General features: G+C 59.4%; 14 protein-coding genes. 8 read left to right on the plus strand and 6 right to left on the minus strand.

Features of this window, described 5'->3' with window-relative positions; translation table 11 throughout:
* The first annotated feature begins 305 nt into the window (after positions 1 to 305).
* From BEN47_RS16500 to BEN47_RS16510, 3 genes are read left to right on the plus strand one after another with little or no spacing between them, the layout of a single operon-like run.
* Positions 306 to 983, plus strand: coding sequence for a hypothetical protein (locus tag BEN47_RS16500; protein ID WP_070729822.1), 678 nt, complete (start codon positions 306 to 308; stop codon positions 981 to 983).
* A 12-nt stretch (positions 984 to 995) separates the two neighbouring features.
* Complete coding sequence (locus BEN47_RS16505; protein ID WP_070729825.1) at positions 996 to 1,439, plus strand: PRC-barrel domain-containing protein; 444 nt, start codon at positions 996 to 998, stop codon at positions 1,437 to 1,439.
* 45 nt (positions 1,440 to 1,484) lie between these two features.
* Positions 1,485 to 2,231 (plus strand): hypothetical protein, encoded by a 747-nt coding sequence (locus BEN47_RS16510; protein WP_125921734.1) that lies wholly within the window; start codon positions 1,485 to 1,487, stop codon positions 2,229 to 2,231.
* Here BEN47_RS16510 and hemH read toward each other — a convergent pair.
* On the minus strand, positions 2,228 to 3,322 hold the full coding sequence (gene hemH, locus BEN47_RS16515; protein ID WP_083322524.1) for a ferrochelatase: 1,095 nt from the start codon (positions 3,320 to 3,322) through the stop codon (positions 2,228 to 2,230). The two genes, BEN47_RS16510 and hemH, sit on opposite strands and share 4 nt — an antisense overlap.
* Before the next feature lie 239 nt (positions 3,323 to 3,561).
* Here hemH and era point away from each other — a divergent pair, with 239 nt between their 5' ends.
* From era to BEN47_RS16530, 3 genes are all read left to right on the plus strand, one after another.
* Complete coding sequence (gene era, locus BEN47_RS16520; RefSeq protein ID WP_070729829.1) at positions 3,562 to 4,458, plus strand: GTPase Era; 897 nt, start codon at positions 3,562 to 3,564, stop codon at positions 4,456 to 4,458.
* A 194-nt stretch (positions 4,459 to 4,652) separates the two neighbouring features.
* Positions 4,653 to 5,981 (plus strand): ribosome biogenesis GTPase Der, encoded by a 1,329-nt coding sequence (der, locus tag BEN47_RS16525; RefSeq protein WP_070729831.1) that lies wholly within the window; start codon positions 4,653 to 4,655, stop codon positions 5,979 to 5,981.
* Between the two features lie 161 nt (positions 5,982 to 6,142).
* Entirely contained in the window at positions 6,143 to 6,394 is a 252-nt protein-coding gene (locus BEN47_RS16530; protein ID WP_070729987.1) for a hypothetical protein, read from the plus strand.
* Between the two features lie 58 nt (positions 6,395 to 6,452).
* On the opposite strand, the gene BEN47_RS16535 is transcribed toward BEN47_RS16530, so the two are convergent.
* From BEN47_RS16535 to BEN47_RS16555, 5 genes are all read right to left on the minus strand, one after another.
* Complete coding sequence (locus BEN47_RS16535; protein ID WP_070729833.1) at positions 6,453 to 7,040, minus strand: hypothetical protein; 588 nt, start codon at positions 7,038 to 7,040, stop codon at positions 6,453 to 6,455.
* 75 nt (positions 7,041 to 7,115) lie between these two features.
* Complete coding sequence (locus BEN47_RS21210; protein ID WP_139147387.1) at positions 7,116 to 7,418, minus strand: hypothetical protein; 303 nt, start codon at positions 7,416 to 7,418, stop codon at positions 7,116 to 7,118.
* Between the two features lie 5 nt (positions 7,419 to 7,423).
* Positions 7,424 to 8,221 (minus strand): N-acetylmuramic acid 6-phosphate etherase, encoded by a 798-nt coding sequence (gene murQ, locus BEN47_RS16545; protein ID WP_070729836.1) that lies wholly within the window; start codon positions 8,219 to 8,221, stop codon positions 7,424 to 7,426.
* Positions 8,222 to 8,231: 10 nt separating this feature from the next.
* Entirely contained in the window at positions 8,232 to 8,495 is a 264-nt protein-coding gene (locus BEN47_RS16550; RefSeq protein WP_070729838.1) for a cytochrome b5 domain-containing protein, read from the minus strand.
* Between the two features lie 65 nt (positions 8,496 to 8,560).
* Entirely contained in the window at positions 8,561 to 9,718 is a 1,158-nt protein-coding gene (locus BEN47_RS16555) for an arginase family protein (protein WP_070729841.1), read from the minus strand.
* A 195-nt stretch (positions 9,719 to 9,913) separates the two neighbouring features.
* On the opposite strand from BEN47_RS16555, the gene BEN47_RS16560 reads away from it, so the two are divergent.
* A complete protein-coding gene (locus BEN47_RS16560; RefSeq protein WP_070729843.1) occupies positions 9,914 to 11,692 on the plus strand; it encodes an AMP-dependent synthetase/ligase in 1,779 nt (592 codons plus the stop codon).
* A 155-nt stretch (positions 11,693 to 11,847) separates the two neighbouring features.
* Positions 11,848 to 12,324: a MarR family winged helix-turn-helix transcriptional regulator gene (locus tag BEN47_RS16565; RefSeq protein WP_070729845.1), complete on the plus strand. Its 477-nt coding sequence runs from the start codon at positions 11,848 to 11,850 to the stop codon at positions 12,322 to 12,324.
* Positions 12,325 to 12,411: the final 87 nt, after the last annotated feature.

Raw genomic sequence — 12,411 nt, forward strand, 5'->3', positions numbered from 1 at the left:
AGAACTGACCCGTAGCCCCGGCGCAATCAGGGCGCCCTGGCCGAGGTAGAAATATGTGTAGCGTGAGCCGCCGATTTGGCGGGAGATGTGGAATAACAGGGCAGTTGCGGCCCCAAAGCGCGAAGCACTCCTTCGCGCTACAATAAACTGCGAATCTGCTCCAAAATGACAGGGGGTAAAGAGGATGCCTGTACTCTGTATTCATCCATCATTTTATGGCGGGCTTCTATAGCCCCGCACAAGCAGCGTAAAATGGCTATTTTTCGGCCTGCTTCGTAAGGCGAAGCATCAACCACTTTGCTTTTATGGCGGACATCAACATTCAACGTAAAAAATCAGCGCCTAGTCCCTGGATTCTGGTGCTGCTTGCGGCGGCGGCACTCGCCGTGGCCGGCTATTTCTTTCTGCGCCAGGACCCCGCCGACGAGCCCGCGCCCGGTACCAGCACGGGCATGGCAGCAGCCCCCGGCGATTCCATTGCCACGGATTCCCTGCGCGCCGCCTCGCCTCTGGGCGACCCCGCGGCCGCGCCGCCCGATTCCGTTGGCCTCACCCAAGACGCTACGGATTACAGCCCCGCTACCCTGGCTGCGCAGGCTGCCACCGACCCCAGCGCCCCAACCTATGCCCTGAATGGCCTGCAAAAGCTGTCGGGAATCCTGGTCGCCCTCACCGACCGCAACGAATTCCGCGACCCCACCATCACCGAAAACCGCGACAACCTGACCAGCGCCACCAGTCGTCTGGGTGAGGCCAATGCCAGTCTGCGCCCCGGGTTTGTGGCCGCCGCCTCCCTCATCCGGGCCATGCAGCAGAAAGCGTACCCCGCGCTGGAAGGCACCGCCAACGACTTGGTGCGCCTGTCTGGTGAGCTCTCGGGCCGCAGCGCTACGGCCGCAGAGCAGCAGCAAAACAAACAGTTCCTGACCCAGGCCGCCGCCGCCGTGCGCGTGCTGAGCGAACCCGCCCAACAACCTCTCTAACTGCAAGAACTCATGGCAACCCCCGTGCTGCGCCGCCTGCGCGACCTCACCGATTTTGAAGTAGCCGACGACAACCCCGACGTGCGCGGCTGGGCCGTGCGCGGCAGCGACGGCCGCGCCCTTGGCAGCGTGTACGAGCTGATAGTGGAGCCCGAAGCCCTGAAAGTGCGCTACCTGGACGTGGAGTTGGACGCCCGTTTCCAACGCGGCCCACACGAAAACCACATTCTGCTGCCCATCGGCGTGGCTTCGCTCGATGCCGACGACGACAACGTATTCGTGCCCGCCCTCAACGCCGAAACCGTGCTGCAATACCCGCCCTATAGCGAAATTCAAATCACCCGCGACTACGAAGAAGCCATGCTGCGGGCGCTGGGCCTAAGTGCCGGAACGGATGAGCAGTTCTACGAGCAGAACTCCTACGACGCGGGCGCTTTCTACCGCCGGGGTCGCTAATATCGCGGCGTGCAACCTTTTGTGGGTCAGACAGCTCTTGGCGTTATGAAGCAAATTCTACTATTGAGCTGCGCTGCTAGTGCCCTGAGTGGGTGCGCTGTTACACTTGCGCCCCACGTTCCGTACCTGCCCATGATTCGGGACCGGGGGCAGGCCGAGGCCCGTCTCTCCACCGGCTTCAGTGGCACCGAGTTACAGGCGGGGTACCAGGTTACTGACAAATTGGTGGTGCACACGGCGTTGCTTACGTACGGCCGCGCTCAGGGCAGCCACAAACTACGTTCGGCCGACCTGGGCCTGGGCTATTATTACAACTCGCCGAATGGCTTTTGGCGGCTGGGAATGCACGGCGGCCTGGCTACCGGCGGTGGCAGGTCTGGTAGCAGCGGCGCCAGCTTTGAAGGCAGCGAGGCAACCCCAGCAGTCGACTACCGGGTGCGCTACACGTACGCCTACGTACAGCCCACGATACACCTGATGGAAGACCGCCAAACCTGGAGCTTCGGCCTACGCGTGGGGCGAGCCTACTACCACCGGTTCACGCAGGTGGGCGCCGATACGTTGGGTGGCCCCGTGAATACGGTGGATTATGGCGGCCGGCAGCTTTCGTTCTTGCAGGCCGGATTTCAATATGGCTACCGCTTGTCACCCCGGGTAAACCTGTCCACCACCTTTGGCGCCCAAGCCTTCATCGGCAACGGCGGTCCAGTCGAGGTGGGCATGAGCAGCGGACTGGTGGGGCAAGTGGGGGTGCACTTCACGCTACGCGAGCTGCCCAAGCTGCGCCGTTAGTTCCGCCGAATCATGTCGGCCACAGCGTCCACCCACTGCGGCTCCGAGTTCAGGGAGGGCACCAGCTGCCAGTGCTCGCCGCCCGTTTCCTCAAACAGCTCCTTGAATTCCTCGCCGACCTCAATGGTCGTTTCCAGGCAGTCGGCCACGAAAGCGGGCGAAAAGGCCAGTACGTTTTTAATGCCTTTGGCGGGCATTTCCTTTAGTGCCTCGTCGGTGTAGGGCTGCAGCCAGGGGTCGCGCAGGCGGCTTTGCAGGCGGCTCTGGAAACACACCGTGTATTGGTCGGGTGCGAGGCCCAATTCCGCCGCCACCAAGCGCGACGTAGCAAAGCACTGGGCGCGGTAGCAGTACTGGTTCTGGTCCGTGAGGGTGTCGCAGCAGCTGCCGAAGCGGCAGTAGCTGGTGGGGTCGCCCTTTTTTACGTGGCGCTCCGGAATGCCGTGGTAGCTGAACACGATGTGGTCGTAGTGCTGCTTTTCCATCTCGGCCCGGCCCCGCGCCGCGATGGTGGCAATGAAGCCCGGCTCGGTGGCAAACTGGCTGATGAAGCTGATGCTGGGCACTATCCACCAGTCTTTCACAATGTCCATCACCTTCTCCTGCACCGAGCCCGTGCTGGCCGAGGCGTACTGCGGAAACAGCGGCAGCACAATAATGCGCTCAACGTTGGCAGTCCGCAACTCTTCAAGTGCTTTCTCAACGCTGGGGTTCTGGTAGCGCATGCCAAAGGCTACCACGTAGCCATCGCCCAACACTTCCTGCACCTTTTCCTTGAGGTCGAGGCCGTGAAAGAGCAGCGGTGAGCCACGCTCCGTCCACAGCTCCTTGTAGATTTTGGCCGACTTGGGCGCCCGCAGCGGCACCACCAGCCCCTGAAATAGCGGGTAGCGGATGGCCGCCGGCATGTCCACCACCCGGCCATCGGTCAGGAATTCGTTAAGGTAGCGCCGCACGTCGGGCGTGTTGGGCGAGTCGGGCGTGCCGAGGTTAACCAGCAGCACGCCAATGCGGCGGGCGGTAATGGTGGCGGCCGCTGCGGCTGGGGTGGGCGCGGCAGCAGTGTCGGAGGCAGGAGTGGACGGGTTCATCAAAGCAAAGGTCGGCAGCGCCACGCGGACTACCTGCGGGCAGGTAAGCAACCACTTTAGCACCGGCTAGGTTTGGCACCTTGGGCGCGGGCGCGCCGGCTGCGGAGTCGGGGTAGCGCCGCAGAGTGGCATTCCCAATGCCCATTGCCGGGGCGGGCGGTGGCCGTGTTTGGCCCGGCCATAGCTTTTGCCCTGCAAATTTCGTACCTTTGCGGCCCTGATTATCAAACCCATCCATCGTGAACCCCGAAACTAAACCCCACCGCGCCGGCTTCGTGAGCATCATTGGCAAGCCCAATGTGGGCAAGTCCACGCTCATGAATGCCCTGGTGGGCGAGCGGCTCAGCATCGTTACCAGCAAGGCCCAAACCACCCGCCACCGCATCCTCGGAATTCTCAACGGCGAAGATTTTCAGCTGATTTACTCCGATACGCCTGGCATCATCCAGCCCAAATACGAGCTGCACAACGCCATGATGTCGTTCGTGTACTCCTCGCTGGAAGACGCCGATGTGGTGCTCTTCGTGACCGATATCTACGAGAAGCACGACGAAGAGCCCGTAGTGGAGCGCCTGCGCAAAATGGTGGACACGCCCATCATCCTCTTGGTCAATAAAATAGACCAGGCCAACCAGGAAGAAGTGGAAGCCAAGCTGGCCTACTGGCGTGAGCAGCTGCCCAATGCCGCCGAGGTGCTCCCCATCTCCGCCCTCAACGCTTTCGGCACCGAAGGCGTGCTGGCCATGGTGCTCGAGCGCCTGCCCATTCACCCCGGCTACTACCCCAAAGACGAGCTAACCGACAAGCCGGAACGCTTCTTCGCCGCCGAAATGGTGCGCGAGAAAATCTTCAAACTCTACAAAAAGGAAATTCCCTATAGCTGCGAAGTAGTTATCGAAGAATTTAAGGAAGAGGAAACCATTATTCGTATCCGCGGCATTATATACGTGGAGCGCAACAGCCAGAAGGGCATCATCATCGGCCAGGGCGGCGAGGCCCTGAAAAAAGTAGGCACCTGGGCCCGCGAGGAGATGGAGAAGTTTTTCCAGAAAAAGGTGTTCCTGGAGCTCTACGTGAAAGTGAACGAGAACTGGCGCACCGACCCCAAAGCGCTGAGCCGTTTCGGCTATCAATAAACCACTACAACTGTCATCCTGAGCGCGCGAAGGACCTTATCACCGCAACCCGAGTTGCAGTAATCCAAACCGCGCAAACGTGATAAGGTCCTTTGCGCCGCTCAGGATGAAAGACGATTTTTCCGACCGATTCAAACTAAAACATCCCGGGCACTGCCGAACCTAGGTCGGGTCGGCGGCTGGGACCACATTATATGTCTAAGCAAAACACCATCGCCATCGTGGGGCGGCCCAATGTGGGCAAATCCACGCTATTCAACCGCCTCGTGGGCCAGCGCAAGGCCATCATGGACAACGAGAGCGGCGTAACCCGCGACCGCCACTACGGCTACGGCGACTGGATTGGCAAGAACTTCACCGTCATCGACACGGGCGGCTACGTGCACAATTCGGAAGATATTTTCGAGGGCGAAATCAACAAGCAGGTGAAATTGGCCATTGAAGAGGCCGACGTAATCCTGTTCATGGTGGATGCCGAAGCCGGGGTGCACGGCCTCGACGAGGAATTTGCGCACATCCTACGGCGCTACATCTCCAAAAAGCCTATTTACATGGTGGCCAACAAGGCCGATACCAACCTGCGCGCCAACGGCGTGGGCGAGTTCTACTCGCTCGGCCTCGGCGACGGCGAAATCTACGCCATCAGCAGCGCCAACGGTCACGGCACGGGCGAGCTGCTTGATGCTGTGGTGACCCACTTCGAGGAGCCCGGCGTGGAAGAGCCCGAGTCCGAAATCCCGCGCATTGCCGTAGTAGGCCGCCCCAACGTGGGCAAGTCCAGTCTCGTGAATCTGCTGCTGGGCGAAGACCGCAGCATTGTGACCGAGATTGCCGGCACCACCCGCGACTCTATTTCGGCGCGCTACAATGCGTTCGGCAACGAATTCATTCTGGTGGATACCGCCGGTTTGCGCCGCAAGGCCAAGGTGAGCGAGGACATCGAGTTCTACGCCAACATGCGCAGCCTGCGCGCTCTGGAAGAATGCGACGTCTGCATTGTGATGCTCGACGCCAGCCGCGGCATTGAGGCCCAAGACGTGAACATCATCACCCTGGCCGATAAGAACCGCAAAGGCATCGTTATTCTGGTGAACAAGTGGGATTTGGTGGAGAACAAGGAGACGAACACGGCCAAGGATTTCGAGGCGAAAATTCTGGAAAAGATTGCGCCCATTGCGTACATCCCCGTTATTTTCATTTCCGTGCTCAACAAGCAGCGCGTGCACAAAGCCATTGAAACAGCCATTGAAGTGTACCACAACAAGCGGCGCAAAATCCCAACCTCGCAGCTAAACGACATCATGCTGAAGGAGATTGAGAAGTACGGCCCGCCCGCGCTCAAGGGCAAGATGATTCGCATCAAGTACGCCACGCAGCTGCCCACCCACAACCCCGTGTTTGCGTTCTTCTGCAACCTGCCGCAGTACGTGCAGGCCAACTACACGCGCTACCTGGAAAACCGCATGCGCGAGCATTTCGACTTCACAGGCGTGCCCATCGGCATCGTATTCCGCAAAAAGTAGAACCCTGCGTCGGGTAGCGAAGGCTGCTGCCTGAAAAAAAAGTAAGAGCAGCGGGTTACCTTCTGCCGGGCTGGGTATAAAGCCTCGAATTTGAAGGTTTGCTTCGGCTAGCCTTCAATTCTAGCTTCGAAATTTCAACCCACAATCAAAATAACATCAAGATGAAAAAAGTATTGTTCCTCGCCCTGGCCGCTGCTTCCTTCTCGTTCACTTCGTGCGAGAGCAAGAAAGAAGAAAACATGGAAGCTGCTGCTGACAATGTAGAAGCTGCTGGCGAAGCCAAGGCTGATGCTATGGAAGACAAAGCTGACATGGTGCGTGACTCGGCCGACGCCAAGTCGGATGCTATGGAGAATGCCGCCGACAACATGGCTCCTGCCACCGAAACTCCTGCCGAAGAAGTTAAGCGCTAGTTTTTAGCCAAACGGCAACAAAAAGGCCCCACCGGTAACGGTGGGGCCTTTTTTGCATCTACTCCAGCGTGGTTTCGGGAGCACCCAGCCGGCGGTTCAGCAGGCCGTCTACCACTTCAAAGAGGCGGCGCGGCTCGTAGGTGCGCCAAGGCAGGTCGTCGAGCTGCCCGCCGAAGTTCACGTAATTGTCGACGTTGTACTGCTTCATTTCGCGCTGCACGTGCTCCTGGAAGTTGACGCCCGCAATCCAGCCGTCCTCCACGTCTTCGTACCATTCCTCGTAGTAGTCATCGTCGGAGCCGTGGAAGTTGAACACGTTCTCGCCCACCAGAATAAACTTGCGGATGCCTTCGTGCACGAGCACATCCACGATGTTGCGCTTGAGCTCCATGATGTCGTTTTCGATGGCATCGTTCCACTCGCCAATGAATTCGAGGATGGCAATGCCGTCGTCGTAATCCGCAAAGAGAATTTTCAGAAACAGCGTGTCCGACCCCATGCTATCCCATTGGGGGTGAATGTAGTAGCCGTAAATGGTGTTGGTGTAGGATTCCAGGCTGTTTTCGGCCTCGAATAGGGGCGAGCGGGCGTCTTCGGAAGCCGAATACTGGTCTATCCAGTTGTAATGGGGCTCAATGGTGTGCATGGGGCAGTAGGGTAGTCCAATCGAGCTTCTTTTCGGAAGCAGATTGGCGGAGCAAATGTCTCTTGCTTAAACTCCCTATTCGGCTGCTCGGTTCGCCAATAGGCTGGCCAAGATGGTCGCCCAGAACAACAAGCCCGGAAACGCCGCTATTGCGGCCAGCACGCCCAGCTTTATCCGGCGGCACCGGAAGTACCTGTACGCCAAGCTTGCCAATGCCATACTGTTGGCGGCAAACAGCGCATTGTAAGCAATATCAACCGCCGGAGTGTCGAGCCAGGTGGGGAGGGGCTGATACAATAAAAACAGTAGCCCAAACTGAAGCAGACCCAGTAGCAACAGCCACGCGCCAAATTTGGGGACCACGGTGTGCGCATTCAACCTCATCAGAGGCGTGCTGTGAGGGCGGCTCGCACGCTGCCGTGCTGCTTAAGCAGCTGCGCTGCTTCGGCAGCGTCAATGCCGAGCTCTTCCATCAGCATTCGCTCGCCGCGCTCCACCAGCTTGAGGTTGGATAGCTGCATGTCCACCATTTTGTTGCCCTTCACGTGGCCCAGGCGAATGAAGGTGGCAGTGGTGAGCATGTTGAGCACCAACTTTTGCGCGGTGCCGGCTTTCAGGCGGGTACTCCCGGTAAGGAACTCTGGCCCGGTCACTACTTCTACCGGAAACTCGGCCGCGGCCGCCACGCCCGAGCCCGCGTTGCAGACCACGCAGCCCGTGGCCAGGCCCGCGGCGCGGGCCTGCTGCAGCCCGCCAATGACGTAGGGCGTGCGCCCCGATGCGGCAATGCCCACCAGCGCGTCGTTGGCCGTGATATTGTACGCCTGCAGGTCTTTCCAGGCCTGTTCGGCATCGTCTTCGGCTCCTTCCACCGCCTGGCGAATGGCGGAGTCGCCGCCGGCGATGATGCCCACCACTCGCCCGGCCGGCACGCCAAATGTGGGCGGGCATTCCGAGGCATCTACCACGCCCAGCCGGCCGCTGGTGCCGGCCCCAATGTAGAACAACCGGCCCCCCGCTCCCAGGCGCCCCACCACGGCCTCAACTAGGGCCTCAATCTGCGGCAGGGCTTTGGCCACTGCTTGGGGCACGGTGTGGTCGAGTTGGTTCATGCCCGCCAGCAGGTCGGCCGTGGACAGGGTTTCGAGGTGGTTGAACTGGGAGGCGGACTCGGTAGTCATGCAAAGAAGATTATTTCAGCAAACCTATGACGGAGAAATTGTCGAACACGTGGGCCGTGTGCGGGGCGTCTTTGTCAAGCTCGGCGGTAAGGTCCTGGCCGGCCCAGTGCTCGTAGTGGTTGCCGCGCCGCCACAGGCGCGAGCGGCTCACGTCGTAAATCTGGCCCTGGTAGGCTACCCATATTTCGTCGCGGTCCTGGCCGTTGCGCAGGGCCAGCTGGCTGCGGGTGTACGTTTTGGTTGTCAGTTGCTCGTTGTCCGTTGTCAGGCTCATACTCGTTCCTATATTCTAAAAAAACAAAGACTACTAACTGACAACGAGCAACTGACAACTAAACCCTACCCCAGCAAGGCCTGCAGTCGAATCCAGCGTTGCGGCAGGTCGCCCTGCGACGCGTTCAGGTAGTCTTCGTAGGTGCAGGGCACCACGCGCTTCACGGCGTTGTCGCCTAGGCGCTCCACTTCCATCCACCACTTATCGGCGCGGCGCGATTTGTAGAACACCAGCTTGTCGGGGTTGCCAGGCAGCACCACCGTATAGGTCAGGAAGCGGAAGGTGCCGAAGCCCGTTTCGGGGCGGCGGTGGTAGAATCCTTCCACAAAGTACCACAGCATGGTGGCCACGGTGGCGGCGGCCAGGCCGTGGGGGTCCTGGTCGGCGCGGTAGCCGTAGAGGCCGAAGGAGCTGAGCTGCTCGTTGTGGCCCGCGTACCAGCACAGCTGCGTGGCTTCTTCGTTGCCCAGGCCAAAGGGGTTGGCCGGGTAGTAGCCGGGGGCGTCCTGCCAGCGCAGCGCCGCAATATCCACGCTCATAAACTCGGCTTGCCGGATAAGCGGCTCGGCCAGGCGGCGGTCGGCGCGCACTTCGCCCACGCTCATGGTTTCAAAATGCAGCTTTTCGAGGGCCACCAATACCTCGGGCGGCGTGAGGTACTGCTGGTGGCCCAGGTGCGCCAGGCTGAACACAAAGTTGGGCTCGTGCACCAGCAGGCGGCGCAGGTGGCTGTCTTCGGGCGGGGTGCCGGGGCCGGGCTCGGCCATGTCAGGCCGGGCATCCACCACCGCGAAGCTTATGGCGCGGTCCTGGCTTTCGTAGGCCAGAAACTGTCCGTAGTCCAGGTCGTGGCTGCCGCCGAGCAGCAGCGGCACTGTGTTTTCTTCCAGCAGGGCCCCAATTATTTCGCGCAGGCGCTGGTAGGTGTCTTCCAAGGTAAGGCCGGGGCGGAGGTTGCCCAAATCCACGAACCGAACCGCGCCGGTCCCTTTTTGCAACTGGTAGAAGCGCTGGCGCACCTCGTTGGCGCCGTGGTGCCTGGCGTGGGGCGGGCCGGCGGCACTGCCCCGCCATTCGTCCAGGCCAATGAGGGCAAGGTCGGCGTTGCGCCAGTCGGGGAAGTTTTCGGTGAAGCGGGTGGCGTAGGCGGCTAGCGTGGTGGGCGCAGGCGTAGCAGCAGTCAGCGTTTCCGGCAGCGGGTCAAAAAACAGGGCCAGGTTCATTGGGAGCGGAAAGGCTAGTGCCCAAAATTACGCAGGAAAAGCCCGTAAACACGGGTTTTGGGTGTTTTGGCGGCTGGTTTGGCTTTAATAAAATAAGCCCGTCGTTGCGCAGCGGCAACGGCGGGAGTATCATTGCCCAGAAAAAAGCACTTTATTTAAGCTGAAATTCACCCGTACGCTTTCCCCAACCCACCCATGGACGTTCGTCGCACCTTCGATATCCTGACCCATCAATTAGCAAATTCGCCCAAAAAGGATGCATTTGCGGCCAAAGTTGACGGGCAGTGGGTGCCCACCAGCACCCAGCAAATACAGGATGAAGCCAATCTGGTCAGCCTGGGTTTGGTATCCCTCGGCCTCAGGCGCGGCGACAAAGTAGCCATTATCAGCATGAACCGCCCCGAGTGGATGCTGGCCGATTTCGGCATTGCCCAGATTGGCGCCGTGAGCGTGCCCATGTACCCCAGCATCACTGTTGAGGACTATAAGTACATCTTCACCGATGCCGGCGTAAAGGCCGTTTTTGTGGCCGACCAAAAACTCTACGACAAAGTGCAGGAAGCTACGGTCGGGCTCGATATTCCAGCGAAAAACATCTTTACGTTCGATAAAATCAGCGGCGCCCGCCACTTCGACGAGCTGCTGGAGCTGGGCCGCAAAGGCCAGCCAGCCAGCCTGGAGCCCCTGAAAGCTGCCGTGGTCCCCGATGACCTGCTCACCCTAATCTACACCAGCGGCACTACCGGCAGTCCCAAAGGCGTGATGCTCACGCACGACAACATCCTGAGCAACTGCCGCAGCTCGCAGCCCGCCGTGCCCGTTTCCAAAGAAGACCGTGCCCTGAGCTTCCTGCCGCTCTGCCACATCTTCGAGCGCATGGTGACTTACCTGTATATGATTAACGGCGTAAGCATTTACTACGCCGAAAGCATGGAAGTAATTGCCGACAATCTGCGCGAAGTGAAGCCGCAGATTTTCACGACCGTGCCGCGCTTGCTTGAGAAGGTGTATGATAAAATCGTGGCCAAAGGCCACGAGTTGGACGGCGTGAAGAAAGGGCTATTCTTCTGGGCCCTGGATTTGGGCCTGAAATACGACACCCAAAAGGACCAGGGCTTTTTGTATAATACGCAATTGGCGTTGGCCAACAAGCTCATATTCAATAAATGGCGTGACGCCTTGGGCGGTAACCTGCGCTGCATCGTGTCGGGGGGCGGGGCATTGCAGCCGCGGCTGGCGCGGGTGTTCTGGTCGGCCGGCATCCCCGTGATGGAAGGCTACGGCCTCACCGAAACGTCGCCCGTGATTGCCGTGGGCGGGTACGAGAAAGAGAACAACATGATTGGCACCGTGGGCCCGGTGGTAGAAGGCGTGCAGGTTAAAATTGCGGCCGATGGCGAGATTCTGACCAAATCGGCTTCCGTCATGAAAGGCTACTACAACCAGCCCGAGCTCACAGCCAAGGAGTTTGACGAAGACGGCTGGTTCCACACCGGCGACATTGGCGAGCTGGTGAATGGCAAGTTTCTGAAAATCACCGACCGCAAGAAGGAGATGTTCAAGACGTCGGGCGGCAAGTACATTGCCCCGCAAGTCATTGAGGGCAAGCTGAAAGAAGACCCGCTCATTGAGCAGGCCATGGTGGTGGGCGCCGACCAGAAATTCCCCTCGGCCCTCATCGTGCCCTCCTTCGCCGACCTCAAGGGCTGGTGCAAGCGCAACGGCGTGGCCGACTGCCCCAACGAGGAGCTCGTCAAAAACGAGCGGGTAGTGGAGCTGTACGAAGGCCTGGTGAAGAAGTACAACCAGAGTTTTGCCCAGTGGGAGCAGGTGAAGCGCAGCGTGCTGCTGCCCGAGCCTTGGACCGTGGAAACTGGTGAAATGACGCCCACCATGAAGGTGAAGCGCAAGGTGATTTCCGAGAACAACAAGAGCATAATCGAAGGCCTGTACCATCAAAACGAGAAGCGCTAGCCCGTGCTGCCGGCGCACGCAACCACTAAGGTCTGAGCACGGATGAGTAGTTGGGGAGCCTTGGGCATTGCCTGGGCTCCCCAACTTTTTTTATTGTAAACTAGTATGCAAGCCTAACAAATCTTTCGTAAGTTTACTGCCCTTACATCCCGCTTATGAAACCAGAAGAAACCGTCGATTATAACATCAAAGTGGCCTGGCACGCCATCTCGCGGATGTACAACACCCAGGCGGCGCAAAACGACATCACGACCAGCATCGGGTTTGTGCTGCTTAACGTCGACCAGGAGCGGGGCACGCCGGCCACCAAAATTGCGCCGCTGCTGGGCCTCGAAACCCGCAGCCTGACCCGCATTCTGCGGAGCATGGAGGAAAAGGGCCTCATCTATAAGCAGGCCGATGCCGTGGACAAACGCTCGGTGCGCATCTTTCTGACGCCGCTGGGACTGGAGAAGAAAGAGATATCCCGCCAGACCGTGCGGCACTTCAATCTGAAAATGCGGGAAAAAATATCCCAAAGCCAGCTCGATGTCTTCTTCAAAGTCTCAGCTCAGATTACGGGCATGATTGAAGGCAAAGGTCTGTTTGAAGGATTTGAATTGAAGCCGCTGCGGCACGAAGCATCGGCGTAGTTGCCGACACGGCGCGTTGCGACGCCCCGATGCTGTGCTTCTGTCTAGACCATTAGTAACCAAACACCCCATCGTTCACCGAAACGC

The organism is Hymenobacter lapidarius (assembly GCF_001816145.1).
Classification (GTDB): Bacteria; Bacteroidota; Bacteroidia; order Cytophagales; family Hymenobacteraceae; genus Hymenobacter; species Hymenobacter lapidarius.